The sequence below is a fragment of the Azoarcus olearius genome, from assembly GCF_001682385.1.
Lineage (GTDB): Bacteria > Pseudomonadota > Gammaproteobacteria > Burkholderiales > Rhodocyclaceae > Azoarcus > Azoarcus olearius.
Genome location: NZ_CP016210.1, coordinates 4,034,736 through 4,061,143, shown reverse-complemented (window position 1 = coordinate 4,061,143; position 26,408 = coordinate 4,034,736). Strand labels below are relative to the sequence as shown.

The following is a 26,408-nucleotide window of genomic DNA, read 5'->3' as shown; positions in this document are numbered from 1 at the left end:
TGTATCAGTAGATGATGACCGAGCGGATGCTCTTGCCTTCGTGCATCAGGTCGAAGGCCTTGTTGATGTCTTCCAGCCCCATGCGGTGGGTGATGAAGGTGTCGAGCGGAATCTCGCCCGTCTGCGCCTTCGCCACGTAGCTGGGCAACTCGGTGCGGCCGCGCACGCCGCCGAAGGCCGAGCCGCGCCACACCCTGCCGGTGACGAGCTGGAAGGGGCGGGTGGAGATTTCCTGGCCGGCGCCGGCGACGCCGATGATGATGGATTCGCCCCAGCCCTTGTGGCAGCACTCCAGCGCCGAGCGCATCACGTTGGTGTTGCCGATGCACTCGAAGGAGTAATCCACGCCGCCGTCGGTGAGTTCGACGATGACCTCCTGGATCGGCCGGTCGTAGTCCTTGGGGTTGATGAAATCGGTGGCGCCGAGCTGTCTGGCGATCTCGAACTTGTCCGGGTTGATGTCGACCGCGACGATGCGCGAGGCCTTGGCCATCACCGCGCCGATGATCGCCGACAGGCCGATGCCGCCCAGCCCGAACACCGCCACGGTGGCACCGGGTTCGACCTTGGCGGTGTTGAGCACCGCGCCGATGCCGGTGGTGACGCCGCAACCGAGCAGGCAGACCTTGTCGAGCGGCGCTTCCTTCTGGATCTTGGCGACCGAGATTTCCGGCAGCACGGTGTATTCGGAGAAGGTGGAGGTGCCCATGTAGTGGAAGATGGGCTTGCCGTCCTTGGAGAAGCGGCTGGTGCCGTCCGGCATCAGGCCCTTGCCCTGGGTTGCGCGGATCGCCTGGCAGAGGTTGGTCTTGCCCGACAGGCAGAATTTGCACTTGCCGCATTCCGGCGTGTACAGCGGGATCACGTGGTCGCCGACCGCGACCGAGGTCACGCCTTCGCCGATCGCCTCGACGATGCCGCCACCCTCGTGGCCAAGGATGGACGGGAAGATGCCTTCCGGATCGGCGCCGGACAGCGTGAAGGCGTCGGTGTGACAGACGCCGGTAGCGACGATGCGCACCAGCACCTCGCCGGCCTTGGGCGGGGCGACGTCCACCTCGGTGATTTCGAGCGGCTGGTTGGGGCCCCAGGCGACGGCGGCGCGGGATTTGATCATGTCGATGTTCTCGGTTGGATGCGCAGGGCAACTATTCTAGAAAACGGCTGCATGGGGATAATGCGTGCTTTGGCAAAACATTCTTGCTGATGAGCAATATTGATTCCCCGGCCAATCGCTGGGACGGGCTGGAGGCCTTTGTTGCGGTGGCCGACTGCGGCAGCTTTGGCGGCGCGGCCGAGCGACTTGGCGTGTCCACCTCGCACGTCAGCCGTCAGGTGGCGCGGCTGGAGGAACGCCTGCAGGCACGGCTGTTCTACCGCAGCACGCGGCGCGTCAGCCTGACCGAAACCGGGCAGGTCTTCCTGCAGCACTGCCGGCGCCTGCAGGACGGCTTCGACGAGGCGCTGCACGCGGTGCAGGATCTCGGGGGCGCGCCCAAGGGGCTGCTGCGCATGACCTGTGCGGTGACCTACGGCGAACGCTTCATCGTGCCGCTGGTAAACGACTTCATCGAACGCTATCCCGAGCTGCGGGTCGAGATCGAACTCACCAACGCGATGCTGGACATCGTGCGCGAGGGCTACGACCTTGCGATCCGCCTCGGCCGCCTCACCGACTCCAGCCTGGTCGCAACCCGCATTGCGCCGCGCGTGATGTATCTGTGCGCGGCACCGTCCTACCTCGCCCGCCGCGGCACGCCGCAGACGCTGGCCGAGCTTGCCGGGCACGACTGCCTGCTTGGCAGCGCGGATACCTGGGTGTTCCAGGACCAGGGCCGCGAGCACTTTTTGCGTGTGCAGGGCAACTGGCGCTGCAACAGCGGCGAGGCGGTGCTCGATGCCGCGCTGCGCGGATTCGGCCTCGCCCAGCTGCCGGATTATTACGTGCTCGAACATCTGCGCGAGGGTCGCCTGCGCGCGCTCCTCACCGCCTACCAGCCGCCTCATACCGCGGTGTGGGCGCTGTTTCCGCAGCAGCGCTACCTGTCGCCCAAGGTGCGGATGATGGTCGAACACCTGCGCGTGGCGCTGGCCCGGCGCCCGGAGTACGCTTGACGCCCGCATAAACAGGAGTGTGCAGATGGTGGAACGCTGTGGCTGGGTCGGGCAGGAGCCCTTGTATGTCGCCTATCACGACGAGGAGTGGGGCGTGCCTGTGCGCGATCCGCGCGTGCTGTTCGAATTCCTGCTGCTCGAAGGCGCGCAGGCGGGGCTGTCGTGGATCACCGTGCTGAAAAAGCGCGCACGCTACCGCGAGGTGTTCGACGGTTTCGACCCGCGCGCCATCGCGGCCTACGACGACGCGAAGAAGGCGGCGCTGCTGGCCGATCCCGGCATCATCCGCAACCGCGCCAAGGTGGATGCCGCGGTAATCAACGCCCGTGCCTGGCTCGCGCTGCAGGCGGCGGGCCTTGATCCGGTCGACTGGCTGTGGGGTTTCGTCGGCGGTCAGCCGCTGCAGAACCGACGCCAGAGCCTGGCCGAGGTGCCGGCCTCGACCCCGGAGTCGGACGCCATGAGCAAGGCGCTGAAGGCGCGCGGCTTCAAGTTCGTCGGGTCTACGATCTGCTATGCCTTCATGCAGGCGGTGGGGATGGTGAACGACCACGTCGCCGGCTGCCACCGCTATCGCGCGCTCGGCGGACCGGACTGATCCTCACCGCGCCGGCGGCAGCCGCGGCGCCAACGATGACGGCGGCGGACCGGAGTGTTAGCATCCAGTACCCGACTGGCGGCCGGGGTCAAGTGCCGAAGTCGCGGTATCCCATTAATTGTTTCCCGAACGAGGACTTGCGTGGACCAGTCGGTCAGGACCGTCGTCTTTGCCGATCTCACAGGCAGCACCGGTTTGTTCGAATCGGCCGGCAATGTCGCGGCTACGCATGTCGTCACGCGCTGCACGCAGGCGCTGGGTTCCCACCTCGGCCGTTCGGGCGGAAGGGTCGTCAAGTTCCTCGGCGACGGTGTGCTCGCCTTGTTCGACGACGCGATCGGCGCGGTGGAATCCTGTTCGCGCGCGCAGGACATCCTGCATGACCTCAACGTCGGCCAGAACCGGGTGACACCGCTCGGCGTCAAGATCGGGCTGGCAGCGGGGGCCATCGTCGAACACGACGGCGATTGCTATGGCGACGCGGTCAATGTCGCTTCCCGCCTTGCCGACCGCGCGCAGACCAACGAGATCCTCGTCGCCGAAAGCGTCTTCGTCTCGTTGCCGCCGGCGCTGCAGATGGCCTGCAGCAGCCTCGACCGCATCATCATCAAGGGCAAGACCGAGCCGCTGCGGGTGTGGCGCATCGACTGGACGCGCACCGCCGAAAGCACGCTGACCGTGCCGATCGCGATGCTGGAGGCGCAAAGCCGTGGCGTCCGCCGCCTGGACCTCGACCGTCTCGACCAGCATCTGGAGCTGAGCCCCACGGATGGTCCGCTGGTGCTGGGCCGCGGCGAGGGCGCGCGCTTCGTCATCAACGATCCGCGGGTGTCGCGCCGCCACGCGCGCATCGAGTGGGCGAGCGGGCAGTGCCTGCTCACCGACTTCAGCAGCAACGGCACCTGGGTGCGTTTCGCCGGTTCGCCGGCGCCGGTCATGCTCAAGCGCGACAGCTGCATGCTGCACGGCCAGGGCGAGATCGGACTCGGCGCCACGCCGGACGATTTCACCGCGCCTACGCTCACTTTCCAGGTCATCGACGAGGCCTGAACCGGCCTACCTGCCGCGACGCTGTTTCACCGCTACACATGACAAGGCCCGCACGAGGCGGGCCTGCTTGCTGCTTTTCCCGTTTATCGGCCGCGCGGGGAGAGGGGCGCGTGGCCGTATTTGATTCCGGGATGGGGAGGGGTTGGGGTGCGTCCTGTCGCGCTGCGATCAGGCGGCAACGCCATGTCGCGGTTGGGGCGCCGCGGAGCGTTGTTTGCCAGCCTGGGCGAAGAGCGCGGCGATGCGGTGGCAAGCCGCGGCGATCATGTCGCCGACGACCTGGTTGCGCTGCCGATAAGCGCCGCTGATGAGCGCGCTGTAGTCGAGGGAGTCGTTGCGCATTTTTTGATGCTCCTGGTAAGGCGTCCGCCGTGTGGACGGTTTGAACTATAGTGAGGGTGCTGCGCTGCAACAAACGATCTTTCGTCACCCGACAGAAGAGAAAAACTCATCTATATGCCCGCCCGACTTCCGCCCCTGACCGCCCTGCGCGCTTTCGAAGCCGCGGCACGCCATCTCAGTTTCAAGCGCGCGGCCGAGGAACTGGCGGTCACGCCGACGGCGATCAGCCACCAGATCCGCGGGCTGGAAGAAGTGCTCGGCGTCGCCCTGTTCCGCCGCCTGCCGCGCGCGCTCGAACTGACCGCGGCCGGTGAGGCGATGCGCCCCAAGATCGCCGAAGGGCTGGACTGCTTCGTCGCCGCGGTGGAGCGCGTGCGCGAGGTGGGCCGCCATGCGGCGGGACGGGTGGACGTGGTGGCGCCGCCGTCCTTCGCCTCGCGCTGGCTGGTCCCGCGCCTGCATCGCTTTTACGCGGCGTGGCCCGGTGTGGAGTTGCATCTGGCGAGTGCGCTCGGGGCGATCGACGGCGCGAGCGAGCGCGAAGGCGGGGGGCAGGAGATGCGCGGCCGCCGCCAGCAACTGTGGATACGGTTCGGAGCGGGGCGCTATCCCGGTTTTCGCAGCGAACTGCTGCTGCGCCCTGTATACACCCCGGTGTGCAGCCCGCGCCTGCTCCAGGCCAAGCTACCGCTGCGCCAGCCCGCGGACCTGCGCTATCACCATCTGATTCACGACGACACGATCGGCGAAGGCCATCAGCGCGCCACCTGGGCCGACTGGCTGGCCGCGGCGGGCGTGCCCGACGCTGACCGGATTCCGGGCCTGCATTTCGCCGACCCCGGGCTGGCGATCGCCGCCGCCGCGGACGGCCTCGGGGTGGCGCTGGTGCCCAAGCCGATGGTCACGGCGGAGTTGGCCGACGGCCGCCTCGCGGCGCCGTTCGAGCAGGGGCTGGTGGCGCGCCTCGCCTACTATCTGGTCATGCCGCCGGCGTTGGCCGAAACTCCGGCGGTGGCGGCGTTTCGCGACTGGTTGCTGCAGGAAGCGGGCACCGACGCGGGGGCGGTGGCCGAACCCGGTTAGCGCGGGTGGCTGCGCCCCGCCCCGGCAGGGCTCAGGCGGTGACGGACACCTGTGCGCTGAGCGTACCGCTTGCGTTATCGCCATATGCGGCGGCCAACTGCATGATGCGTTTCATCAGGAGGTTCTCGCTGCCGGTGGAGGCGGTGGCGGTGCCAGTGGTGTGAGTGCTCTCCTCGTAGGCGCGGGCCTCGCTCGCGGTGACGCGGCCATCGCCATCGGCATCGGCAGCCTCGAAGTTGCTGGCGATGCTGTTCATCAGGCTGGAGCGTTTGCTGTCGGTCGAGCCGATTTCGCTCGCCATGCTTTCGAGTTCATCCTGGGTGAAGCCCTGGTCTTCGCCAGCGCCCGGTGGCGGGGGCGGCGGCATGCCGCCCGCGCTCATCCGCATCTGGTGAAACTGGCTGTCGAGCTGGTCGGCCAGCTTCTGCATGCTCGACGACAACTCGTCCTGCGTGAGCTTGCCGTCCGCGTCGGCATCCAGCGCGCTGAACAGTTCCTCGGCGCTCGCAGCGTCGCTGTCGTCGATGCCGAGCTGGCTGAACGCGCTTTCGAAGTCGGTCTGCTGCAGGTAGCCCTGGCCCGAGGTGTCGAGCGCCGAGAACAGGTTTTCCGCCATCGCGGCGGGGTCGGGGCGGCGGGGGGCGCTGGTGGTGGCCCACGCGGTGTAGCTCGAGGTGCTGCTGCCAATGGCGCTGGTCATGAGAGGCTCCTGGTCGTTTGCGACGGATTCCCGCCCGGGCGGGGCGGCAGTGGCGTCAATCTAGGCCGTGCATGTCGCCGCGGTTTGTCCGCTTGGTAACGGTTCCGATACAGGGCTTCAGGCCTCGCGCCGCGGCAGCGTCAGGCGGGCCACGAGCCCGCCGCTGGGCGCATTGCGCAGGCTGAGTTCGCCGCCGTTGCGCCGTGCCGTATCGCGCGCGATCGACAGCCCGAGGCCGACGCCGCCCGAATCGCGATTGCGCGAAGGCTCCAGCCGCACGAAGGGCTCCATCACCTGGGCGAGGCGGTTTTCCGGAATGCCGGGTCCGGCGTCGCGGATTTCGATGAGCAGCGCGGTCGGGCTGTCGCACAGCGTGATCGTCGCCCGCTCGCCGTAGCGCACGGCGTTGTCCACCAGATTGTCGAGGCAGCGGCGCAGGGCATGCGGCAGCCCTTCGATCGCTTGCGCGCTGCCGCTCACCGCGACTTCACCGCCCTTTTCGCGTGCATCCTCCGCCACCGAGTCGACCAGCGCCTGGATGTCCAGCCGTTGCCAGGCTTCGCTGTGCGCCTCGCCGCGCAGGTAGTTCAGTGTCGCGTCGAGCATGCTCGCCATCTCGCCGATGTCCTCGCGCAGGCGCCGGTGGGCTTCGCCCTCGCCGCTCGCGGCGAGGGTTTCCACGCGCAGCTTCATGCGTGTCAGCGGGGTGCGCAGGTCGTGCGATACCGCGGCCAGGAAGCGATCGCGTTCTTCCAGCTGGGCGCGGATGCGGTCCTGCATGCGGTTGAACACGCGCGCGGCGAGCCGCGCCTCGCGCGGGCCGCGCTCGTCGATCGGCGGGCTGTTGAGGTTGTCGCCGAGGCGCTCGGCGGCGTCGGCCAGTTGCTGGATGGGGCGCGCGAGCAGGCGGGCGCCATACCACGCGGCGAGCGTCAGCGCCGCGATCTGGGTTGCAAGCCCCAGCCACAGCCCGAACGGCGGCGGCAGCCGCGGCCCATCGTGGCGTGGCCGCGGGAGCGGCAGCGTGCCGTCCGGTGTCGGCGCCAGCGGGGCCATGCGCGGCGGCGGCGGGGGGGCGAAGTGGCGATCGTCGATCACCAGCAGGAACAGCAGCGTGGTGACCAGGTGGCTGGCGAGCACCGCCACCACCACCATGCCGAACAGGCGGCCGAACAGCGAATCCGGCAGCAGCGGGCGCAGCCGGCGGAGTACCCGCATCAGCGCACCACCTCGGTATCGAACAGGTAGCCCTCGCCGCGGATCGTCTTCAGCAGCTTGGGCAGACGGGGGTCTTCCTGCAGCTTTTGCCGCAGCCGGGATACCAGCAGGTCGATGCTGCGGTCGAAGGCTTCGGCGGCGCGACCGCGCGCGGCATCGAGCAGCTGGTCGCGGTTGAGCACGCAGCGCGGCCGCTCGATGAAGACCCACAGCAGGCGGAATTCCGCATTGGAGAGCGGAATGGCGAGGCGTTCGGGCGAGGTCAGCACGCGCGTGAGCGGATTGAGTTGCCAGCCGGCGAAGGCGATTTCGCCCGCGCCGTTCGCCTCGGCAGCCGGTGCCTGCCGCGCCGCGGCGGCGCGGCGCAGGATGGTGTGGATGCGGGCGACCAGTTCGCGCGGGTCGAAGGGCTTGACCACGTAATCGTCGGCGCCGAGTTCGAGGCCCACGATGCGGTCGGCCGCCTCTGCCCGCGCGGTGAGCATGATGATCGGGATGTCGCCATGGGTGCGCAGCGTGCGGCACAGGCTGAGGCCGTCCTCGCCGGGCAGCATCAGGTCGAGGATGACGAGGTCCGCCGGACGGGCCGCCAGCGCGGCGCGCATTGCGGTGGCGTCGCCGACCGCGCGGCAGGCGAAGCCGAAATTGTCGAGGTAGTCGGCCAGCAGGCTGCGGATCTGCGGGTCGTCATCGACAATGAGAATCTGGTGGCTCATGACAGGCGGCAAGCGAAAGACGGTGAATTGTCGGCGATCGTCTTGTATCCTGCTTGTCTGCTTTGTAGTGATCCGGATACATCAGGCCGCGCCTGTCATGGCAAGCGGGAGCGGACGCGCCGGACGACATCCATACGGGAGAAGAACATGAAGAGCCAGCGTTCGAAGCAGCCTCTGCGCAACCGCGCCCTTGCCCTCGCCCTGGCGGCGTCCCTGCTGGCGCCGGCCGCGCCGGCATTTGCGCAGGTCGACGAGACAATTACCGGCGATCGCGGTGGCGACAAGGCGGCCGACCTGTTCATCGTGCGCCCCTTCAGCCTCATCGCATCGGTCCTCGGCGCCGCAGGCTTCGTGATCGCGCTGCCGTTCACGATTCCCACCGGCACCGTGGGCGAAACCGGGCGTGACTGGGTGGTCGATCCGCTGGAGTACACCTTCTATCGTCCGCTCGGCAACTTCCACCAGTGCGGGCGCGACACCAGCCTTCACGCCTGCGGCGGCAGCAGCAACTAGGCGGCAGCTCCAGGTCAGCCGCGGCGGGGCCAGGCCGCAAAGGCCAGCGCCGCGGCAAGCGCCAGACCGTGCAGGTTGGCCGCGAGGATGGTCCGTTTGATCGCCCCTTCCAGTTCGTCCGGCTGCCGGGCATGGGCCAGCAGTTCCCGTGCGGCCGAAAACGAGAACACCAGCGTCAGCGCCGCAGCCCCCGCTTTCTGCGGCAGCCGTTCCACCGCCACCATTGCTACCAGCCAGCCGTAGGCCACGATGGCGATCAGCAGGTAGGCCCATTTGGCGGTGTCGGGCCCCAGCCGGACGACCAGCGTGCGCTTGCCCGCGGCAGCGTCGCCGTCGTGGTCGGGAAACTGGTTGATGAACAGCAGGCTGGCGACCAGCAGCGCGTATGACAGCCCGGCCATTGCGGGCAGCGGGCTGAACGCGCGCCGCTGCACATAATCCGCCCCCACCACCACCAGCAGCCACGCCGCGGCGATCGCGAGTTCGCCCAGCCCCCGACTCATCAGGGCCAGCGGCGGCGCGGAATACGCCCAGCCGAGCAGCAGACCCGCGGCGCCGATCGCCAGCAGACCCGCCCCCGCATGCCACGCCAGCCACAGCCCGGCAGGCACGACGAGCGCGAGCAGGGCGTGGCCGAACCGGCCGGTTTCACGCACGCCGAGCACGCCGTTCTGGATGAAGCGGCTGCCGCCGGTGTACGGAAAAAGCCGGTTCCGGTTGGCCTCGTCGGCACCGCTGCGCGCGTCGTGATAGTCGTTGACGACATTGGCGCCGGCGTGCGCAAGCAGCGCGGCCAGGACCGTCAGCGCCGCGCTCCAGGCGTCGACCGCCACGCCGCTGCCGGCGGCGCTCGCCAGCCCGATCAGGCAGCCGACCAGCGTGATCGACAGAAAGGCCGGGCGGGTAGCGGCGAGGAGGACGAGCGCGCGTGGCTGGCCGCTGTCGGCGCGGGGTTCGGCGGGAGTACGCACAAGACGCCTTACAGCAGCACGATGTCGAACTGTTCCTGGGTGTAGCTCGCCTCGGGGTGCAGCGAGATCTTCTTGTCGATGAAGTCCGACAGCATCGCCAGCGACTGGCTTTCCTCGTCGAGGAACAGGTCGATGACGTTGGGCGCCGCGAGCACGCGGAATTCGCGTGCATTGAACTGGCGGGCTTCGCGCAGCAGTTCGCGCAGGACCTCGTAAGCCACGGTGCGGGCGGTCTTGACCTCGCCCCGCCCGCCACAGGTGGGGCAGGCTTCGCACAGCAGATGGGCCAGCGACTCGCGGGTGCGCTTGCGCGTCATCTCCACCAGCCCGAGCGCGGTGAAGCCGTTGATGCTCATCTTGGTGTGGTCGCGCGCGAGCGCCTTGCGGAATTCCTCCAGCACCATCTCGCGATGCTCGACGTTTTCCATGTCGATGAAGTCGATGATGATGATGCCGCCGAGGTTGCGCAGGCGCAGCTGGCGGGCGATCGCCTGGGTGGCCTCGAGATTGGTCTTGAAGATGGTGTCGTCGAAGTTGCGTGCGCCGACGAAGCCGCCGGTGTTGACGTCGACCGTGGTCATCGCCTCGGTCTGGTCGATGATCAGGTAGCCCCCCGACTTGAGATCCACCCGGCGCGCGAGCGCCTTCTGGATTTCCTCTTCGATGTTGAAGATGTCGAACAGCGGCCGCTCGCCGGTGTAGTGCTCGAGCAAGGGCAGCACCTTGGGGCTGTATTCGGCCGCGAAGGCGGCGAGCTTCTGGAAGTTTTCCCGCGAATCGACGCGGATGCGCGTGGTTTCCTCGTTGACCAGGTCGCGCAGCACGCGCTGGCCCAAGCCAAGGTCTTCATGCAGCAGCTTGGGCGGGAAGGCGCCGGTGCTGTTGTTGCGAATCTCGTTCCAGAGCTTGCGCAGGTAGGCGATGTCGGCGGCGAGTTCGTCGTCCGAGGCGGACTCGGCCATGGTGCGCACGATGAAGCCGCCGGGTTCGTCGGCGGGCACGAGGCGGGTCAGGCGCTCGCGGAGCGCCTCGCGCTCGGTCTCGTTCTCGATCCGCTGCGAGATGCCGATGTGTTTTTCCTGGGGCAGATAGACGAGCAGCCGGCCGGCGATGCTGATCTGGGTGGAGAGCCGGGCGCCCTTGGTGCCGATCGGGTCCTTGAGCACCTGGACGACCAGGCTCTGGCCTTCGGCGAGGATGCGCTCGATCGGCTTTGCCGCTTCGCCGTTCTGGCGGTCGCTCCAGATGTCCGCCACATGCAGGAAGGCGGTGCGCTCGAGGCCGATCTCGATGAAGGCGGACTGCATGCCGGGCAGCACCCGTACGACCTTGCCGAGGTAGATGTTGCCGACGATGCCCCGGCTGGCCGTGCGTTCGACGTGCAGTTCCTGCACGACGCCCTGTTCGACGATGGCGACCCGCGTCTCCTGCGGGGTGAAGTTGATGAGGAACTCGATGCTCATGGTTCGAGGCGGTAATGGGAAATGCGCAATGGCAGCCGTGGTGCTGTCATTGCGCATGGCTCATCGCCACGCCTCGTCGTTACCCGTCCGCCGCCCGCGGGCCGCGGCGCAGCTAGAGAGGATAGCCGAAGGCTTCCAGCAGCTGGGCGGTTTCGAACAGCGGCAAACCCATGATGCCCGAATAGCTGCCGCGGATTTCCTCGACGAACATCGCCGCGCGGCCCTGGATGCCGTACGCGCCGGCCTTGTCCATCGGTTCGCCGGAGGCGATGTAGTGGCGGATGTCGTCGTCGCCGAGGGGGCGAAAGCGCACCTCGCTCACCGAGGTGAGGCTGCGGATGCGCGCCCCGTCGCTGACCGCGATCGCGGTGAGTACACGGTGGCTGCGGCCCGACAGGCGCTGCAGGATGGCGCGCGCGTGGGCGGCGTCGGCGGGCTTGCCGATGATGTCGCCGTCGACCTCCAGCGTGGTGTCCGCCGCCAGCACCGGCTGGCGCGGCAGCTTGCGCCATAGCGTGCGTCGCAGACCGGCTTCGGCCTTGGTGAGGGCCAGCCGTTCCACGTAGTGTTCGACGCTTTCGCCGTCGAACGGGGTTTCGTCCACGTCGGCGTCGTCGCCGCGTTCGCCGGTGCGGAAGGTCAGCACGTCGAAGGACACGCCGATCTGGCGCAGCAGTTCGCGCCGGCGGGGGCTCTTCGAGGCGAGGTAGATGCGGGGAGTACTGGCAGCCATGTGAAAGGCATTCGGGGAATGACGCGCAATTGTAGCCGGCCGGGCGGGCTCGTCGTTACCGTCTGTTCAGACTTCTTCCGCCGCCGAATCGTTCGCCGGCAGCGCGTCGATGAAGCCGAAGCGGCTGAAGTCGCTGATCCGGGCCGGATACAGGATGCCGTCAAGGTGGTCGCACTCGTGTTGCACCACCCGTGCATGAAACCCCTCCACCCGCCGCTCCAGCGGCTTGCCGTCGATGTCCGCGCCGCGGTAAAGCAGGTGGCGGAAGCGCGGCACCCAGCCGCGCAGGCCCGGCACCGACAGGCAGCCTTCCCAGCCTTCTTCCAGTTCGTCGGACAAGGGCGTGAGCACCGGGTTGGCCAGCACGGTGAAGGGCACCGGGGGCGCGTCCGGGTAGCGTTCGCTGCGTTCGAAGCCGAAGATCACCAGCCGCAGGTCGATGCCTACCTGCGGCGCCGCAAGACCGACCCCGCCCGCTGCATGCATGGTTTCGACCATGTCGGCGACGATGCGGCGCAGTTCGTCGGTACCGAACGCGCAGACCGGGCGCGCGGCGCGCATCAGCCGGGGATCGCCCATGCGGAGGATGTCGAGGATCATGGCTATTCGCGGTGGTAGGGGTGATTGCGGGTGACGGTCCAGGCGCGATAGAGCGCTTCTGCCAGCAGGGGGCGGACCAGCGCATGCGGCAGCGTGAGGCTGGACAGGCGCAGGGATTCGGCCGCGCTGGCCTTGAGGGAGGGCGCCAGGCCGTCGGGGCCGCCGACGATGAAGGCGACGTCCTCGCCCTCGCCCTGCCAGGCCTCCAGCCGGCGCGCCAGGGCAACCGTCGTGAGGTCGCCGCCGCGCTCGTCGAGCACCACGCGGCGGCAACGGGGCGGCAGCACGGCCTCGATGCGGGCAGCTTCCGCCGCCATCATCGCCTCCACCGGCTTGCCGCTGGTGCGCGGCTCAGCCTTCACTTCGATCAGTTGCAGCGGCAGTTCGCGCGGCATGCGGCGCGCGAATTCATCGAAACCGGCATCGACCCACGCCGGCATGCGGTGGCCGACCGCCACCACGAGCAGCTTCATTCGCCCTGTCGGGCCTCCGCCGCCTTGTGCCGGCTGGCGGGATGCGCGACCCAGAGTTCCTCGAGGTTGTAATAGCTGCGGACGGCCGGCTGCATGATGTGCACCACGATATCGCCCAGGTCCACCAACACCCACTCGCCGGTGTCCTCGCCTTCCACGCTGACAACCTGGCCGCCTGCTTCCTTGACCTTGTCTTGCACGTTGCGCGACAACGCGCGGGTTTGCCGGCCGGAATCGGCGCTGGCAACGATGATGCGATCGAACAGTGCGGTGCGCTTGGTGGTGTCGATGACTTCGATGTCGCGCGCCTTGATGTCTTCCAGGGCGGCTACGACGGTTTCCTGCAGCGTGGGCGTTTTCATCGGGTGGTTGGTGGCCTTTTCAGCGGTAGAGGTGATGTAAATCAATATAGTCGAGAACGGAATCCGGCAACAGGTAACGCGGGCTGGTGCCGGCGCCGATCAGGTCGCGGATGTGGGACGCCGAGATCGCCAGCGGCGTCATGTCGAAGGCGATCACGCGTCCGGCGGGCGCTGCACGCAGATCGGCCGGGTCGGTGCTGTGGCGGTCGCGGCAGGCGGCGTCGAGTTCGGCCGACAGCACCGCGGGCCAGCGGCGCCCATGAGGCGCGTAGCCCGGCCGGTTGGCCACAGCGATGTGGGCGAGGTCGAACAGCGCCTGCCAGCGGTGCCAGCCCGGCAGGCCCTCGAACGCATCGGCACCGAGGATCAACACCAGCGGGCGGTCGGCGCCGAGTTCGGCGCGCAGACGTTCGAGCGTGAGCACGGTGTAGCTCTTGCGGCTGGCGCGGACCTCGCCGTCGTCCACCTCGAACCGCGGGTTGCCGGCGATCGCCAGGCGCGCCATCGCCAGGCGGTCGGCCGCGGTGGAGCTGGGCGCCGCGCGATGGGGCGGTTCTCCCGCCGGGATCAGGCGCACGCCGTCCAGCGTCAGCGCTTCGCGCGCCTCTTCGGCGAGCCGCAGGTGGCCGAGGTGGATCGGGTCGAAGGTACCACCGAGCAATCCCAGTGGCCCGCAGCCGGCTTCAGCCCTTGGGGACGTCATTGGCCGGAACGTCGAACACGTCGCGCGCGTTGCAGTAGAAGCTGGCGAACACCACGGGGATCAGGATCAGCGGCAGCGGCACCGAAACCAGCGTCGCCAGCGTCGGCGAGATGAGGCCGAGCACGCCGACGATGAGGCCGGGAATCAGCGCGCCGAACAGCATCAGTGCCAGGGCGTAGGCAAGAAAGGGCCGCCAGTTGCGCAGGCAGGCGTGAAAGCTGAAGAACATCGCCTTGGGCGCGGTCAGCCCCCACCAGCCGGCCAGCAGCGGCGCAAACCAGTAGGCCATCATCACCGGGGTGGACAGCGCCAGCGCGACCAGCAGCGAGAACAGGACGTTGGGGCTGGATGCGGTCTGTTCGTCCATCCGCCCGCTGGTCATCGCCTCCAGCAGCGCACCACGATCGACCAGCGAGGTGAGGACCAGCACCAGCAGGCTGGCGACGAGGTAGATGCCGCCCACCGTCACCAGACTCTGGACGTTGCTCTTGAAGCCGGAGAACAGCACGTCCGGACCGACCTTGCGGCCCTGGTCGACGGCCCGGCACCCGTTCAGTACGCCGAGCGACAGCACCGGCATCAGCAGCGAGGCGATCGGCTGGCCGATGAAGGGGAACAGGCTGACGATGATCAGCACCAGCAGGTAGGCGAAGGCGAGGAAGCTGAGCAGCGCCGGATTGCGCCACCACAGCCTGAAGCCTTCCTGCAGCCAGGCCCAGCCGCGCGGGGTGGGAAGTTGTCGTGCTTGCATGGGCGGATTATGCGTGCGGCGGAGGATCGCCGGGGAGGGGCGCGGCGAGCGCCGGCGCCTGTGCGAAGGTGTCGCGCCAGGCCGCGAGCAGGGCGCCGGCGAGAACCGGCACCAGCACCAGCATGCCCAGCCCGGCGGGAATGAGTGCGAGCCATACCAGCACGTAGAGCATCACCGCGAGCAGGCCGAAGGTGAGCAGGTTGCGCAGACAGGCCAGCGCGGACAGCTTCATCGCGTCCAGCGGGGCGACGTTCTGCAGCATGACCAGCGCCGGCGCAAAGCTCAGCGCCATCACCAGCAGCGCGGAAAGCAGCGAGAAGACCAGTACGCCCAGCATCAGTCCGCCCGCGGCAAAGCCGACACCGCCCAGGCCCGCCGCAGCGCCGCCCGCAAAGAGCGCGCTGCCGCCAACCGCCGCCGCGATCAGCGTGCCGAGCAGGTGGAAGCCGCCCACCATCAGCAGGTTCCCCGGGTGACGGCGCAGTCCCTCGAAGAGATGGTCGATGCGCAGGGTCTGGCCCTGTTCGACCGCGTGCGCACCGGCCAGCAGGCCGCCCACCAGCAGCGGGAAAGCCACCGGCGCCGCGGCCCAGCCGAGGAAGGGCAGGAAGCCGAGCGCGGCGAGGATGACGAACAGGATGAGCGCCTGGACGACCCAGACGCCGGGGTTGGCGGTGAAGATGCGCCAGCCGGTGGCCAGCCAGCGCAAGGCCTGCGCGGGGGTGACCGACGCCGGAGTGGGCAGCGGGTGGTGGCGGTGGTGATTGGGTTGGGTCATCGGCGGCAGGGCCTGGAAACGGGGCGGGCGAGCAGTCCGGCCGCGGGGGCGGACGGGTACGGAGGCCGGATGCTAGCCGATGGGCATCGCAAGCTCAAAGCCCCGCGCCGCAATCGAGTGCGGGCACGCCGGCGATGCGCAGGCGCAGGATGTCTCGGTACTCATCCGGGTTCTTGACCAGCACCATCTCGCCGGCGCGCGGCAGATGGAAATCGGCCGCGCGCGACAGCCAGAAACGCAGCGCCGCGGCGCGCAGCACGCCGGGCCAGGCGGCGTGTTCGGCGGGGGTGAACGGGCGTTCGGCGTGGTAGGCCGCGAGCAGCGCCGCGCAGCGCGCCGGGTCGAGTTGGCCGTCAGCCTCGGTGCACCAGTCGTTGACGGTGACCGCGACGTCGAACAGCAGGGCGTCGTAACCCGCGAAGTAGAAGTCGATCACGCCGCCGATGTGTTCGCCATCCCACAGCACGTTGTCGCGGAAGAGGTCGGCATGGATGGCGCCCGCCGGCAGCGCCGCGAGGTCCACGCCGCGCTGGAACGCGAGTTCGTCGTCGAGCAGGCGCTGCTCCGCGGCGGGCAGGAAGCGCTTCACCGCTTCGGCCGTGGCAGTTCGCCAGGCCGGGCCGCGCGGGTTGTCCTGGCGGCGTCCGTAGGACTGGCCGGCAAGATGCAGTCCGGCAAGCATCGCGCCGACCTTGGCGCAGTGCTGCAGCGCGGGCGCCATCACCGAGACGCCCGGCAGGCGCATCACCAGCACCGCGGGGCGCTCGCTGAGGGTGTCGAGGTATTCGTTGTCGCGGTTGGCGATCGGTGCCGGCACCGGCAGACCATGGCGCGCGAGGTGGGCCATCAGGTGAAGGTAGTACGGCAGTTCGGCGCGCGGAATGCTTTCGAACAGCGTCAGCACGTAGCGGCCCAGCGTGGTGGTGACGAAGAAGTTGCTGTTCTGCACGCCGGCCGAGATGCCGCGCAGCTCCACCGGGCGACCGATGGCGTAGTTCTGCAGCCAGCGGGCGAGTTCGGCGTCGGACACGGAGGTGAATACGGACATGGTGTTTTCCGGGCGCGGGTTCAGGCGGATGGGTGGGCCGACGCTGCTGCTCTGACCGCTTCCCAGGCCGACAGTTTTTCGGTGAGCGGGCGGGCGGCGTGAGCGGGGCTGGTGGAGGGCAGGCGCTGCAGTTTCAGTGTAGGTCGCAGCACGCGCAGCCGGTCGCCGCGCGCGAAGTGGCGGCGGAAGGCGGTTTCCGCCGCGGTGCCGTTGAAGAACAGGTGCTCCAGTGCCGGGCAGGCGGTAATCAGTCCCGGCAGGTCGTTGGGGGTGACGCTGTCGGGTGCGATCGCGCTGTCGAGGCTGCCAGGACGTCGGCAGGATGCAATGACATCCCAGAGCGCGACGCCGGCGTCGAGGAGGCGCTGCAGGCGTTCGGCGTAGGGCAGCGCCGGCCCGGCGCCGAACAGCGCGCCCATGATGGTCCAGAACGCATTGCGCGGATGGGCGTAGTACTGCGCCGCCGTCAGCGAGGCCACGCCCGGCATGCTGCCAAGCACGAGCACGCGCGCATCGCTGCGCCACACCGGCGCAAAACTGCGGACCTCGGGTGCGCTGCTTACCAGCTCTTGATCACCCACATCGGCACCGCGAGCGTGGGTGCGGTGTCGTCGCGCACCATCTGGCCGTTGCCTTCCTTGTCGACGAGGTAGTAAGGCACGCCGTGCGGCGGGGTCACCTTCACCATGTAAAGCTTGCCGCGTACGCGGTACTCGGTGACTTCGTCCTCGCCGCGCTTGCGGATGGTGACCTGCGGCTCTTCGGTGTCGGTCATGCCCGGCGGCGGGGGCGGCGGTTCGGGGATCGGTTCGAGCTTGGGCGGCTGCTGGGCGAAGGCGGGCAGGGCTGCGGCGAACAGCGCGGCGGCGAGGATGCGACGCATGGTGGTTCTCCTTGAGTGGGCGCGGATTCTAGCAGTGGGCAAGGGGCGCCGCTTTCCGACGCCGGCCCGGCCGGGCGCCGTGCAACCGCGCGCAGGGGTGTTCCGCGGCCGAAACGGGTTCAAAGGTTGAGCATCAGTTCATGTTCTTCAGGCAGCGGCAGGAAGCCGCGGGTTTCGTAGTGCTTGAAGATGGCTTCGACCACGTCCTCCGGCTTGTCGATCACCTGGACCAGATCGAGATCGTCCGGATGGATCATGCGCTCGGCCACCAGGCGGTCGCGGAACCAGTCGAGCAGGCCCTGCCAGAACGGGCCATGCACCAGGATCACCGGAATCCGCCGGCTCTTGCCGGTCTGGATCAGGGTCATCGCTTCCAGCAACTCGTCCAGCGTGCCGAAACCGCCCGGCATCACCACATAGGCGGCGGCGAACTTCACGAACATGAACTTGCGCGCGAAGAAGTGCTGGAAGGTCTGCGAGATGTCCTGGTAGGGGTTGGCCTGCTGCTCCATCGGCAGCTGGATGTTGAGGCCGACCGAGGGGCTCTTGCCGAAGAAGGCGCCCTTGTTGGCGGCCTCCATGATGCCCGGGCCGCCGCCGGAGATCACCGAGAAGCCCGCATCCGACAGCTGCCGGGCGATCTGCTCGGTGAGCATGTAGTACATGTGGTCGGGCGGAATGCGCGCACTGCCGAAGATGGATACCGCCGGGCGAATGGCATTGAGGCGTTCGGTCGCCTCGACGAACTCTGCCATAATTCCGAAGATTCGCCAGGACTCGCGCGCGTTGAAGCGCGGCGCGGTGCCTTGCAGGCTGTGGGAGAGCTTGTCTTTCGCGGTCATTCGTTTCTCTACTGTCTTTGTTCTCGGCCGGGATGACGCTCGCGTGCGTCCGTCGTCCCGGCCCGCCGCCAGGAATCCACGATGCCCACCCTGCTGCTCGTCGACGGCTCCAGCTATCTTTATCGAGCCTTCCATGCGCTGCCCGACCTGCGTAATTCGCGCGGCGAGCCGACTGGCGCCATCCGCGGGGTGCTGTCGATGCTACGTCGGCTGGAGAGTGACTACAAGGCGGAGTATCGCGCCTGTGTGTTCGATGCCAAGGGCAAGACCTTCCGCGACGACTGGTACCCGGACTACAAGGCCAACCGGCCGTCGATGCCGGACGACCTGCGCGTGCAGGTGGAGCCGCTGCATGCCGCGGTCCAGGCCGAAGGCTGGCCGCTGCTATCGGTGGATGGCGTGGAGGCCGACGATGTCATCGGCACGCTTACCCGGCAGGCCGTCGAGCGCGGCTGGGAGGTCGTGATCTCCACCGGCGACAAAGACCTCACCCAGCTGGTGCGGCCCGGTGTGCGCTGGGTGAACACGATGAGCGAGGAGGTGCTGGACGAAGCCGGGGTGACGGCCAAGTTCGGCGTGCCGCCGGAACGCATCGTGGACTACCTGGCCCTGGTTGGCGACACGGTGGACAACGTGCCGGGTGTGGAGAAGTGCGGCCCCAAGACCGCGGTGAAGTGGCTGACCGAGTACGGCACGCTGGATGCGCTCGTCGCCAGCGCCGACAAGGTCGGCGGCAAGGTGGGCGAGAACCTGCGCAAGCACCTCGAGTTCCTGCCGCTGGGGCGCCGGCTGGTGACGGTGGCGACGGACATTCCGCTGCCGGTGACGCTGGACGAACTGCCGGCGCGCGACGACGACCGCGAGGCCCTGAAGGCGCTCTACGAACGCTTCGAGTTCCGCAGCTGGCTGCAGGACATCGCCGACGGCAACCGGCCGGGGCGGTCTGCGCCGGCGGGCAACGGCCTGCGCCGCAACTTCGCCGCGGTTGAAACCGAGCCGGTGGACCCGCCGCAAACGGAGCCTGGCGCGCATCGCGTGGGGTACCTCACCCTGCTCGACTGGGCGCAGTTCGATACCTGGGTGGCGCGGCTGGAGGCCACCCCGCTGGTGGCATTCGATACCGAGACCACCAGCCTGGACCCGATGAGCGCGCGCCTGGTTGGCATGTCCTTCGCACTGGCGCAGGGCGAAGCCGCCTATCTGCCGCTGGCCCACCGCGGCACCGACGTACCGCAGCAGCTGCCGCTCGACGAGGTGCTGGCGCGGCTGAAGCCGTGGCTGGAATCCGATCGCCACGCAAAGCTTGGGCAGAACCTGAAGTACGACGCCCATGTGCTGCTCAATCACGGCATCCGCCTCGGCGGCATCACCCACGACACCCTGCTCGAATCCTACGTGCTCGAGAGCGACAAGCCGCATGACATGGACTCGCTCGCCAAGCGTCACCTCGGCCTGACCACGATTCCCTACACCGAGGTGTGCGGCAAGGGCGCCAAGCAGATCGGCTTCGATGAAGTGGCGCTGGACTGCGCCGCCGCCTATGCCGCCGAGGACGCCGACGTGACCCTGCGCCTGCACGAGACGCTGTGGCCCCAGGTGGAAGCGCTGCCGCGGCTGGCGGCGCTGTATCGCGACGTGGAACTCCCCACGCTGCAGGTGTTGTTCGAGATGGAGCGCACCGGCGTCCTCATCGACCCCTTCCTGCTCGCCCAGCACGGCGAGGAACTCGGCCGCCGCCTGCTCGGCCTGGAAGCGGAGGCCCACGTGCTTGCCGGGCAGCCGTTCAATCTCGGTTCGCCCAAGCAGCTCGGCGAGATCCTGTTCGGCAAGCTCGCCCTGCCGGTGCTCAAGAAGACCGCCACCGGCCAGCCCTCCACCGACGAGGACGTGCTCACCCAGCTTGCCGAGGACTACCCGCTGCCCAAGCTGCTGCTGGAGCATCGCAGCCTCGCCAAGTTGAAGAGCACCTATGCCGACAAACTGCCGCGCATGGTCAACCCCAAGACCGGCCGGGTGCACACCTGCTTCTCGCAGGCCACCGCGGTCACCGGCCGCCTGGCCAGTACCGACCCCAACCTGCAGAACATCCCGATCCGCACCGCGGAAGGGCGCCGCATTCGCGCCGCCTTCATCGCCCCGCGCGACCATGTCATCGTCTCGGCCGACTACTCGCAGATCGAACTGCGCATCATGGCCCACCTGTCGGGCGACGCCCGCCTGCTCGAGGCCTTCGCGGAGGGCGAAGATGTGCATCGTGCTACCGCCGCCGAAGTGTTCGGCGTCGCCCCGTCGGAGGTCAGCAGCGAGCAGCGCCGTTACGCCAAGGTCATCAACTTCGGCCTGATCTACGGCATGAGTGCGCACGGCCTCGCGAAGAACCTCGGCATCGAACGCGGCGCCGCGCAGGCCTGGATCGACCGCTATTTCGCGCGCTATCCCGGCGTGGCCGACTACATGGAACGGATCAAGGCCGAAGCGAAGGACAAGGGCTATGTCGAAACCGTGTTCGGCCGCCGCCTGCACCTGCCCGACATCCGCGCCCAACAAGCCGGCCGCCGCCAGGCCGCGGAGCGGGCCGCAATCAACGCGCCGATGCAGGGCACCGCGGCGGATCTGATCAAGAAGGCGATGATCGCGGTCAGCGGCTGGCTAAGGGCATCGGGACTGAAGTCGCGGCTGGTGCTGCAGGTGCACGATGAGTTGGTACTGGAGGTGCCGGTAGCGGAAGTCGAGACATTGCGCGCAGCGCTTCCGGGCCTCATGGGCGGCGTCGCCGCACTTTCGGTCCCGCTGCTGGTGGAAGTGGGGGTTGGAAACAACTGGGATGAGGCGCATTGAAGGCTCCGTCTGCAGGCTGTCCGCAGACGGAGCCGATGTTTGTTTCAGCCTTTTGCCGTATTCCGGATGGCAACGCTTAGCTGCTAGGCTTGTGCGGCGCGGTAGCATCTGCGGAGGTTGCAGGTGAGATAATGCGCTTTGTGACGAAAGCCGGCGCGCCTCGTGTGAGGCCAAGTGCGCGGGACCGGGGAGGGCCGGCCCGCCCTTTACCCCTGGTGTCGTCCATGCTGTGGCCGGTATGCGGGCTGCTTCGAACAAAAGAAATTTGACTGACGGAATTCAGCGATGGCTTCAACTCAAAACCAGCAGGATGGAACGATTGCCTCCTTCGAGGGCAAGCGGATCTGGGTGACCGGGCACCGAGGGATGCTCGGTTCCGCAATGGTTCGCAGTCTTGCCGGCGAAGGTGCCGAGCTACTGCTCACCACACGCGCAGAAGTCGATCTCTGCAACCAGGCTGCTGTCTACGCATGGATGGAAGCGAATCGTCCCGAGCTTGTCTTCCATATCGGCGCCAAGGTAGGCGGAATCCATGCCAATGCGACGTTGCCCGCGGACTTTGTTCGCGAGAACCTGCTGATTCAGTGCAACGTCATCGACGGCGCTTATCGAAGCGGCGTACAGAAGCTCGTCTTCGTGGCGTCCAACTGCACCTATCCGTCCCTGGCGCCGCAACCCATCGCCGAAGACGCCCTGCTGACCGGGCCGCTCGATGCCAACATCCGTTCGTACGCCGTTAGCAAGATTGCCGGAATCGAAATGTGTTCGGCCTATCGCCGCCAGTACGGCTGCAATTTCGTTGCGGTCATTCCGCCCAACCTGTACGGGCCGGGGGACAACTACCACCCGCAGCACAGCCATGTAGTGGCGGGCATCCTGCGGCGGGCGCACGAGGCAAAGATGCAAGGGGCTGACGAGTTCGTCGTGTGGGGCGACGGAACCCCGCGTCGCGAACTCCTGCACGTCGATGACCTCGCGGATGCGATGAAGTATGTGATGCGTGCGCCGACCACCCACGATCTCTACAACGTCGGCTGTGGCCACGACCTTGCTATCTCGGAACTGGCGTCCATCATCGCTGACGTCGTTGGCTTCAAGGGGCGCATCGTCTACGACGCAAGCAAACCGAACGGCACCATGCGCAAGTTGCTCGACAGCAGCCGCATCCGCGCGCTTGGCTGGGTCCCGAAGGTAGACGAGCGACTGGGCCTGCGCAGCGCCTACCAGGATTTCATGCAGATTCTTGAAGATCCGGCGCGCCGCGCCCGCATCGGCGACTGAGGCGGCTGCCCTCTTCGTTCGTGCCGCCGCGCGGAGGATACCGCGCGCCTTTTTTCCGACCCCCCGGAACGTCCAAGATGTCCTCTGAGTATGCTATTCCAACTGGCCTTGTCGGCCGTTTTGCCGTTGTCAAACTGTGGCCCGAGATTAAGACAGCCGAAGACGAATGCATCGCACGGCTGAAACTCGCCGCTGCGGCCCTGGGGGTCGAATGCATCGAAGTGCTGGCCGACGGTACTGTGCTGTCGGGCGGAGGCGGGCGGGTGTCCCGCAGCAACGTCGATTTCGTCATTCACCTGCACTACGACACGCCCAAGCTATATGACGCGTTTTCCTTCGTTGCGCTTTGGAACCCACTGAAGTTCTATCACGAGTGGGGTTACCAGCGGTGCTCGCGCAACCTCACCACGCACGACGATTTTCTCAGTTGCAGTTCGCAGGCGGCGGACGATCATGTGTCGCGCATGATCCGTTCGGCCGGCACCCACCTGCCCCCCCATTTCCGTCTCTATCACTCCACCCCCGATATCGTGCATGAACCGTCGCTGGGCGACGGCAAGCTCTTCTACGCAGGCATCAACTGGGAGGCGATCAATGGAGGCAAGTCGCGCCATCAGGAAGTGCTGAAGCGCCTGGATGACTCGGGCCTGCTGCGGATCTATGGGCCGCGTGTGTTCCAGGGCGTAAAGGTCTGGGAGGGCTATCAGAGCTATGTGCGGGAGGTCCCCTTCGACGGGGTGTCGATGCTCGACGAAATCTCCCGTGCCGGCATTGCACTGGTGCTGTCCTCCGCGGCCCATAAGGAGTCGGCCCTGATGTCGAACCGCCTGTTCGAGAGCATCGCGGCGGGGGCTTTGGTGATCTGCGACGAAAACCCCTTCGCGCGGCGGTTCTTCGGAGATTCGCTGCTCTACATCGACAGCCGCGTCTCGGCAGAGCAGATTCTGGCCGATGTCACGCGTCATCTCGAGTGGGCGCGCAGTCACCCCGATGAGGCGGTGGGCATGATCGCGCGTGCGCAAGCTATCTTCCGTGAGAAGTTCACGTTGATCGGCAACCTGCGCGCCTTGTATGAGGGTTTGCTCGAGCGCAAGCAGGCGTTGGCGGAGCGGGCCGGCCTGGATGTCGCGGCACGCGCACGCGTGAAGCTCTTCATGCTCATGCCGGAGTATTCCGAGGCGCAACTGCGCATGCATGTCGACAGCGTGCGCGTACAGGATTACGCGGCGCTGGACCCTGTGCTGGTGGTCGAGCCCCGAGTGGCCGAGTTGTTCGCCGAGGACATCGCTGCGCACGTGGCGCTGTCACCGGTGCCCTTCGCCGTGCGGCGTGTGGCGTTTACCGAGATCGAGCCCGGCTCCGGTGTCGGTCGGCGGCGGCGGTTGGGCGAGGTCATGCTTGAGTTGATCAGCGATCTCGATGCAGAGGCGTTCGTATTCGTGGCCCCGAACGAGCATCTGTTCTCCAACCACGTGAGCACGCTGGCCGCCGCGCTCCGCCGCAACCCGGGGGCCGGGTGTGCGGCAACCGCGGCGATTCTGAAAAACGGCGAGGCGCCCATCCATCAGGTGCACGAACTGGTGGATTTCGGGCACGTGGACCGGTTGTGCCCTTCCGGGTACGGTCGCTTCATGTTCCGCACGGCCGCGATCCGTGAGGATATTGCACTCGCATTGCCTTACCTTGATGGCCGGCCTCTGGCCGTGCTCGTTGCCGATCACGAGATCGAGCAGCAGCTTGCGGCAACGATCGTGATAGACGTGAAGCAGGAGTTCCCGGCCCGCACCTGGGACGAGGCGGCCGAGAACGAGATCATCCGCGACTACTCACCCGAGGTGTTCCGACTGCGTTGCGGCTTCGGGCCGCGTCCGCATCCCGCAGTCGCAACGGTGGCCGGCGAGCCGGCTCCGCAACCTGCCGCATTGCCTGTCAGCAGCCTGTCGCAGTTGGCGCGCCGCGCCCTCAACCCGCGCTGGCTGGCGATGCAATGGCGTCTGATCCGTAGCAGCGGCCTGCGAAGCCGCTTGCAACTGCTCAAAACGCGTCTTGCCAGCTAGGGCTTTCCCGCCTCGGCTAATTTCCCTGAAAGAAGAGAGCCTCCCGATTTGCAAGACTACGAAGTCGTTGATCCCCATCGGCGCCCGCCGGTTGCGCCGCGCTGGATGTTCGAAGGCCTGCGGCGGCACCGCCAACTCACCGCGCAGATGGTCAGGCGCGAGGTTGTCGGCCGTTACCGCGGCTCGATGATGGGCATGGCGTGGTCATTGTTCTATCCCTTGCTGATGCTCTCGGTGTACACCTTCGTGTTTACCGTCGTGTTCAATGCCAAGTGGGGCGGTGGCAGCAGCGTGGGCAAAGGTAGCTTCGCGGCACTCGTCTTCGTGGGCCTGGTGGTCCACGGAGTGTTTGCCGAATGCCTGACCAAGGCGCCAGGGCTGATCGTCGCCAACGCCAACTACGTGAAGAAGGTGGTCTTTCCGCTGGACATCCTCGCTTGGGTGCTGGTCGGATCGGCCTTGTTCCATGGGGCGGTCAGCCTGCTCATCCTGCTGGTGGCGCAAGCGTTGTTCGCGTCGGTGCCGTGGACGGTGGTTCTTTTTCCAGTCGTGCTGTTGCCGCTGGTGTTGGCGTGTATCGGCTTGTCCTGGTTCCTGTCGGCCGCGGGGGTTTACCTGCGCGACATCAGCCATGTCACCGGCGTTGCCTCGAGTCTGCTGCTGTTCATGTCGCCCGTGTTCTATCCGGCCGATGCCCTGCCGGAGCAGTTCCGCTTCTGGCTCGGAGTCAATCCGCTCACCTATTTCATCGAAGAAAGCCGTGCTGTGCTGATCTTCGGCCACCTGCCCCAGGGCGAGGCCTGGCTCGCGGCGATGACGGTCGGACTGCTGATAGCCTGGAGCGGTTTCGTATGGTTTCAGCGCACCCGTCGGGGGTTTGCCGATGTCATGTGAGGCGCCTGCCATCGAGGTGCGTGGGGTGTCGAAGCGGTACGAGATGTACGCCACCCCGCGCGACCGTCTCAAACAGTTCCTGTTGCCCCGACTGCGGCGCAGCTTGGGGCTCGCCCCGCGTAATTACTACGATGAATTCTGGGCGCTACGGGACATCAGCTTTGAAGTCGGCCGTGGCGAATCGATTGGCATTCTTGGCCGTAACGGCAGCGGCAAGAGCACGCTGTTGCAGATCATTACCGGCACGCTTGCGCCGACCACAGGTAGCGTGGTGACCCGAGGGCGCATTGCGGCGCTGCTCGAACTGGGATCAGGTTTCAATCCCGATTTCAGCGGGCGCGAGAATGTCTACCTGAACGGCGCGCTGCTAGGGCTGAGCCGGGAAGAGATCGACGCGCGGTTCGATGCCATCGCGGCTTTTGCCGACATCGGCGAGCATCTTGATCAACCGGTCAAAACGTACTCGAGTGGCATGCTGGTCCGGCTCGCGTTTGCGGTGCAGGTGCAGGTCTCGCCCGATATCCTGATCGTTGACGAAGCGCTCGCGGTCGGTGACGCACTATTCCAGAAGCGTTGCTTCCAGCGCATCGAGAAGCTGGTGTCCGACGGCACGTCATTGCTTTTCGTTTCCCACGATCAGGAGAGCATCCGCACGCTGACCAACCGCTGCCTGCTGCTCAACCACGGCCGCGGTGTCGCGTGGGGAAATTCATCCAGCGTGGTGCTGGAGTACCGGCGGTTGCTGCATGCGGACGAGGCCGCCTACTTCACCGCGGTGACCCAAGCGGCGCGAGCCCGCTCGGCGGGCGCGGAGGACGTCAAGGCCGAGGCCCCGGCGGCACTTGTGCCCCCCCCGTCCGACGAAGGGCCCCGATCGGACCGCCTGTCCTTTGGTGATGGTGGCGTCCACGTGGTGGCGGTTTCCACGCACGACGGCGAAGGCAATCCCTGCACCGTGTTCTACCCCGGTCAGCGGCTCGTCATACGGGTGATGTGCGAATCGGCAATCAGCATTGACCGGCTGTGCGTGGCGGTGAGGCTGCGCAACAAGGAGGGGGTCAAGATCTACTCGTGGGGAACACTCAACCAGGACATCAGCCGGCGTTTTGCCGCCAGCGAGGAGCCGCTGTTCTGGGAGCGAGCCGTCTCGGCGGGGGAGCGTTTCGAAGTCGAACTCGAATGCGATTGTCACCTCGGCGTGAATCTCTACGAGATACAGACCTCCGTGACCTACGAGGAAACGCCGGATTACCTCTCCCAACGCCAGTTGCACTGGGTTGATGAAGCGGCATTCTTCCAGGTCCTGATGCGTAACGACGAGTACTTCTTCGGAGGTGTCGTCGACCTCAGGATGCACGCGCGCTGGCGGCAACTGGAGCAATCAACGGGATGAAGA

28 protein-coding genes are annotated in these 26,408 nt (G+C 67.2%); 10 read left to right on the top strand and 18 right to left on the bottom strand.

Annotated features, from left to right (window positions below; all coding sequences use genetic code 11):
- Positions 1–4 precede the first annotated feature (4 nt).
- Positions 5–1,117, bottom strand: a complete 1,113-nt coding sequence (locus dqs_RS18575) for an S-(hydroxymethyl)glutathione dehydrogenase/class III alcohol dehydrogenase (protein WP_065341373.1) — start codon at positions 1,115–1,117, stop codon at positions 5–7.
- 89 nt (positions 1,118–1,206) lie between these two features.
- On the opposite strand from dqs_RS18575, the gene dqs_RS18570 reads away from it, so the two are divergent.
- The 3 genes from dqs_RS18570 (at position 1,207) to dqs_RS18560 (ending at position 3,763) form a co-directional block, all read left to right on the top strand.
- A complete protein-coding gene (locus dqs_RS18570; protein ID WP_011767344.1) occupies positions 1,207–2,115 on the top strand; it encodes a LysR substrate-binding domain-containing protein in 909 nt (302 codons plus the stop codon).
- A gap of 25 nt (positions 2,116–2,140) precedes the next feature.
- The gene (locus dqs_RS18565; protein ID WP_011767343.1) at positions 2,141–2,713 is read left to right on the top strand and encodes a DNA-3-methyladenine glycosylase I; all 573 of its coding nucleotides are present in this window, start codon (positions 2,141–2,143) and stop codon (positions 2,711–2,713) included.
- Between the two features lie 141 nt (positions 2,714–2,854).
- Entirely contained in the window at positions 2,855–3,763 is a 909-nt protein-coding gene (locus tag dqs_RS18560) for an adenylate/guanylate cyclase domain-containing protein (RefSeq protein ID WP_011767342.1), read from the top strand.
- Positions 3,764–3,931: 168 nt separating this feature from the next.
- Here the strand turns inward: dqs_RS18560 and dqs_RS20865 are convergent, their stop codons facing one another.
- Positions 3,932–4,105 carry a hypothetical protein gene (locus tag dqs_RS20865; RefSeq protein WP_157108217.1) on the bottom strand — a complete coding sequence of 58 codons (174 nt, stop codon included), beginning with the start codon at positions 4,103–4,105 and terminating at the stop codon, positions 3,932–3,934.
- A gap of 114 nt (positions 4,106–4,219) precedes the next feature.
- Between dqs_RS20865 and gcvA the strand changes: the two genes are divergently transcribed.
- A complete protein-coding gene (gene gcvA / locus dqs_RS18555; protein WP_011767340.1) occupies positions 4,220–5,188 on the top strand; it encodes a transcriptional regulator GcvA in 969 nt (322 codons plus the stop codon).
- Positions 5,189–5,219: 31 nt separating this feature from the next.
- On the opposite strand, the gene dqs_RS18550 is transcribed toward gcvA, so the two are convergent.
- The 3 genes from dqs_RS18550 to dqs_RS18540 all read right to left on the bottom strand — a co-directional run bounded on the left by dqs_RS18550 (position 5,220) and on the right by dqs_RS18540 (position 7,822).
- Positions 5,220–5,888, bottom strand: coding sequence for an EF-hand domain-containing protein (locus dqs_RS18550; RefSeq protein WP_084018680.1), 669 nt, complete (start codon positions 5,886–5,888; stop codon positions 5,220–5,222).
- A gap of 117 nt (positions 5,889–6,005) precedes the next feature.
- The gene (locus dqs_RS18545; protein ID WP_065341372.1) at positions 6,006–7,106 is read right to left on the bottom strand and encodes an ATP-binding protein; all 1,101 of its coding nucleotides are present in this window, start codon (positions 7,104–7,106) and stop codon (positions 6,006–6,008) included.
- Complete coding sequence (locus tag dqs_RS18540; protein ID WP_065341371.1) at positions 7,106–7,822, bottom strand: response regulator; 717 nt, start codon at positions 7,820–7,822, stop codon at positions 7,106–7,108. The genes dqs_RS18545 and dqs_RS18540 overlap by 1 nt, the downstream gene beginning before the upstream one ends.
- A 147-nt stretch (positions 7,823–7,969) precedes the next feature.
- Here dqs_RS18540 and dqs_RS18535 point away from each other — a divergent pair, with 147 nt between their 5' ends.
- Positions 7,970–8,335 carry a hypothetical protein gene (locus dqs_RS18535; RefSeq protein WP_011767336.1) on the top strand — a complete coding sequence of 122 codons (366 nt, stop codon included), beginning with the start codon at positions 7,970–7,972 and terminating at the stop codon, positions 8,333–8,335.
- A 14-nt stretch (positions 8,336–8,349) separates the two neighbouring features.
- On the opposite strand, the gene dqs_RS18530 is transcribed toward dqs_RS18535, so the two are convergent.
- From dqs_RS18530 to dqs_RS18470, 13 genes are all read right to left on the bottom strand, one after another.
- Positions 8,350–9,306, bottom strand: coding sequence for a prenyltransferase (locus dqs_RS18530; protein WP_065341370.1), 957 nt, complete (start codon positions 9,304–9,306; stop codon positions 8,350–8,352).
- Between the two features lie 8 nt (positions 9,307–9,314).
- On the bottom strand, positions 9,315–10,769 hold the full coding sequence (gene rng / locus dqs_RS18525) for a ribonuclease G (protein ID WP_041642854.1): 1,455 nt from the start codon (positions 10,767–10,769) through the stop codon (positions 9,315–9,317).
- Positions 10,770–10,881: 112 nt separating this feature from the next.
- Complete coding sequence (locus dqs_RS18520) at positions 10,882–11,502, bottom strand: Maf family protein (protein WP_065341369.1); 621 nt, start codon at positions 11,500–11,502, stop codon at positions 10,882–10,884.
- Positions 11,503–11,568: 66 nt separating this feature from the next.
- A complete protein-coding gene (def, locus tag dqs_RS18515; protein WP_065341368.1) occupies positions 11,569–12,102 on the bottom strand; it encodes a peptide deformylase in 534 nt (177 codons plus the stop codon).
- Positions 12,103–12,104: 2 nt separating this feature from the next.
- The gene (gene rlmH, locus dqs_RS18510) at positions 12,105–12,575 is read right to left on the bottom strand and encodes a 23S rRNA (pseudouridine(1915)-N(3))-methyltransferase RlmH (protein WP_065341367.1); all 471 of its coding nucleotides are present in this window, start codon (positions 12,573–12,575) and stop codon (positions 12,105–12,107) included.
- Positions 12,572–12,937, bottom strand: coding sequence for a ribosome silencing factor (gene rsfS, locus dqs_RS18505; RefSeq protein WP_011767330.1), 366 nt, complete (start codon positions 12,935–12,937; stop codon positions 12,572–12,574). Before rsfS ends, rlmH begins: the two co-directional genes overlap by 4 nt.
- A gap of 19 nt (positions 12,938–12,956) precedes the next feature.
- On the bottom strand, positions 12,957–13,640 hold the full coding sequence (gene nadD / locus dqs_RS18500; RefSeq protein ID WP_011767329.1) for a nicotinate-nucleotide adenylyltransferase: 684 nt from the start codon (positions 13,638–13,640) through the stop codon (positions 12,957–12,959).
- Positions 13,621–14,391 carry a BPSS1780 family membrane protein gene (locus dqs_RS18495; protein ID WP_065341366.1) on the bottom strand — a complete coding sequence of 257 codons (771 nt, stop codon included), beginning with the start codon at positions 14,389–14,391 and terminating at the stop codon, positions 13,621–13,623. The genes nadD and dqs_RS18495 overlap by 20 nt, the downstream gene beginning before the upstream one ends.
- 7 nt (positions 14,392–14,398) lie before the next feature.
- Positions 14,399–15,169 (bottom strand): BPSS1780 family membrane protein, encoded by a 771-nt coding sequence (locus tag dqs_RS18490; protein ID WP_011767327.1) that lies wholly within the window; start codon positions 15,167–15,169, stop codon positions 14,399–14,401.
- A gap of 94 nt (positions 15,170–15,263) precedes the next feature.
- Positions 15,264–16,217: a homoserine kinase gene (locus dqs_RS18485; protein WP_011767326.1), complete on the bottom strand. Its 954-nt coding sequence runs from the start codon at positions 16,215–16,217 to the stop codon at positions 15,264–15,266.
- 20 nt (positions 16,218–16,237) lie between these two features.
- Entirely contained in the window at positions 16,238–16,798 is a 561-nt protein-coding gene (locus dqs_RS18480) for a DNA-deoxyinosine glycosylase (RefSeq protein WP_084018677.1), read from the bottom strand.
- Positions 16,777–17,100, bottom strand: coding sequence for a DUF2782 domain-containing protein (locus dqs_RS18475; RefSeq protein ID WP_011767324.1), 324 nt, complete (start codon positions 17,098–17,100; stop codon positions 16,777–16,779). Before dqs_RS18475 ends, dqs_RS18480 begins: the two co-directional genes overlap by 22 nt.
- A gap of 119 nt (positions 17,101–17,219) precedes the next feature.
- Entirely contained in the window at positions 17,220–17,942 is a 723-nt protein-coding gene (locus dqs_RS18470) for an LOG family protein (RefSeq protein WP_011767323.1), read from the bottom strand.
- Between the two features lie 81 nt (positions 17,943–18,023).
- Here dqs_RS18470 and polA point away from each other — a divergent pair, with 81 nt between their 5' ends.
- The 5 genes from polA (at position 18,024) to dqs_RS18445 (ending at position 26,405) form a co-directional block, all read left to right on the top strand.
- A complete protein-coding gene (gene polA / locus dqs_RS18465) occupies positions 18,024–20,780 on the top strand; it encodes a DNA polymerase I (RefSeq protein ID WP_011767322.1) in 2,757 nt (918 codons plus the stop codon).
- A 285-nt stretch (positions 20,781–21,065) separates the two neighbouring features.
- The gene (locus dqs_RS18460) at positions 21,066–22,061 is read left to right on the top strand and encodes a GDP-L-fucose synthase family protein (RefSeq protein WP_065341365.1); all 996 of its coding nucleotides are present in this window, start codon (positions 21,066–21,068) and stop codon (positions 22,059–22,061) included.
- Positions 22,062–22,138: 77 nt separating this feature from the next.
- A complete protein-coding gene (locus tag dqs_RS18455) occupies positions 22,139–24,118 on the top strand; it encodes a glycosyltransferase family protein (protein ID WP_065341364.1) in 1,980 nt (659 codons plus the stop codon).
- A 105-nt stretch (positions 24,119–24,223) separates the two neighbouring features.
- A complete protein-coding gene (locus dqs_RS18450; RefSeq protein ID WP_065341363.1) occupies positions 24,224–25,012 on the top strand; it encodes an ABC transporter permease in 789 nt (262 codons plus the stop codon).
- A 43-nt stretch (positions 25,013–25,055) separates the two neighbouring features.
- Positions 25,056–26,405: an ABC transporter ATP-binding protein gene (locus dqs_RS18445; RefSeq protein WP_236778705.1), complete on the top strand. Its 1,350-nt coding sequence runs from the start codon at positions 25,056–25,058 to the stop codon at positions 26,403–26,405.
- The last annotated feature ends 3 nt before the right edge of the window (positions 26,406–26,408 follow it).

Excerpts from the sequence above, each read along its gene's own strand:
- dqs_RS18575 (WP_065341373.1), bottom strand. The coding sequence starts at position 1,117 with ATGATCAAATCCCGCGCCGCCGTCGCCTGGGGCCCCAACCAGCCGCTC.
- dqs_RS18570 (WP_011767344.1), top strand. The coding sequence starts at position 1,207 with ATGAGCAATATTGATTCCCCGGCCAATCGCTGGGACGGGCTGGAGGCC.
- dqs_RS18565 (WP_011767343.1), top strand. The coding sequence starts at position 2,141 with ATGGTGGAACGCTGTGGCTGGGTCGGGCAGGAGCCCTTGTATGTCGCC.
- dqs_RS20865 (WP_157108217.1), bottom strand. The coding sequence starts at position 4,105 with ATGCGCAACGACTCCCTCGACTACAGCGCGCTCATCAGCGGCGCTTAT.
- gcvA (WP_011767340.1), top strand. The coding sequence starts at position 4,220 with ATGCCCGCCCGACTTCCGCCCCTGACCGCCCTGCGCGCTTTCGAAGCC.
- dqs_RS18550 (WP_084018680.1), bottom strand. The coding sequence starts at position 5,888 with ATGACCAGCGCCATTGGCAGCAGCACCTCGAGCTACACCGCGTGGGCC.
- dqs_RS18545 (WP_065341372.1), bottom strand. The coding sequence starts at position 7,106 with ATGCGGGTACTCCGCCGGCTGCGCCCGCTGCTGCCGGATTCGCTGTTC.
- dqs_RS18540 (WP_065341371.1), bottom strand. The coding sequence starts at position 7,822 with ATGAGCCACCAGATTCTCATTGTCGATGACGACCCGCAGATCCGCAGC.
- dqs_RS18535 (WP_011767336.1), top strand. The coding sequence starts at position 7,970 with ATGAAGAGCCAGCGTTCGAAGCAGCCTCTGCGCAACCGCGCCCTTGCC.
- rng (WP_041642854.1), bottom strand. The coding sequence starts at position 10,769 with ATGAGCATCGAGTTCCTCATCAACTTCACCCCGCAGGAGACGCGGGTC.
- dqs_RS18520 (WP_065341369.1), bottom strand. The coding sequence starts at position 11,502 with ATGGCTGCCAGTACTCCCCGCATCTACCTCGCCTCGAAGAGCCCCCGC.
- def (WP_065341368.1), bottom strand. The coding sequence starts at position 12,102 with ATGATCCTCGACATCCTCCGCATGGGCGATCCCCGGCTGATGCGCGCC.
- rlmH (WP_065341367.1), bottom strand. The coding sequence starts at position 12,575 with ATGAAGCTGCTCGTGGTGGCGGTCGGCCACCGCATGCCGGCGTGGGTC.
- rsfS (WP_011767330.1), bottom strand. The coding sequence starts at position 12,937 with ATGAAAACGCCCACGCTGCAGGAAACCGTCGTAGCCGCCCTGGAAGAC.
- nadD (WP_011767329.1), bottom strand. The coding sequence starts at position 13,640 with ATGACGTCCCCAAGGGCTGAAGCCGGCTGCGGGCCACTGGGATTGCTC.
- dqs_RS18495 (WP_065341366.1), bottom strand. The coding sequence starts at position 14,391 with ATGCAAGCACGACAACTTCCCACCCCGCGCGGCTGGGCCTGGCTGCAG.
- dqs_RS18490 (WP_011767327.1), bottom strand. The coding sequence starts at position 15,169 with ATGACCCAACCCAATCACCACCGCCACCACCCGCTGCCCACTCCGGCG.
- dqs_RS18485 (WP_011767326.1), bottom strand. The coding sequence starts at position 16,217 with ATGTCCGTATTCACCTCCGTGTCCGACGCCGAACTCGCCCGCTGGCTG.
- dqs_RS18475 (WP_011767324.1), bottom strand. The coding sequence starts at position 17,100 with ATGCGTCGCATCCTCGCCGCCGCGCTGTTCGCCGCAGCCCTGCCCGCC.
- dqs_RS18470 (WP_011767323.1), bottom strand. The coding sequence starts at position 17,942 with ATGACCGCGAAAGACAAGCTCTCCCACAGCCTGCAAGGCACCGCGCCG.
- polA (WP_011767322.1), top strand. The coding sequence starts at position 18,024 with ATGCCCACCCTGCTGCTCGTCGACGGCTCCAGCTATCTTTATCGAGCC.
- dqs_RS18460 (WP_065341365.1), top strand. The coding sequence starts at position 21,066 with ATGGCTTCAACTCAAAACCAGCAGGATGGAACGATTGCCTCCTTCGAG.
- dqs_RS18455 (WP_065341364.1), top strand. The coding sequence starts at position 22,139 with ATGTCCTCTGAGTATGCTATTCCAACTGGCCTTGTCGGCCGTTTTGCC.
- dqs_RS18450 (WP_065341363.1), top strand. The coding sequence starts at position 24,224 with ATGTTCGAAGGCCTGCGGCGGCACCGCCAACTCACCGCGCAGATGGTC.
- dqs_RS18445 (WP_236778705.1), top strand. The coding sequence starts at position 25,056 with ATGTACGCCACCCCGCGCGACCGTCTCAAACAGTTCCTGTTGCCCCGA.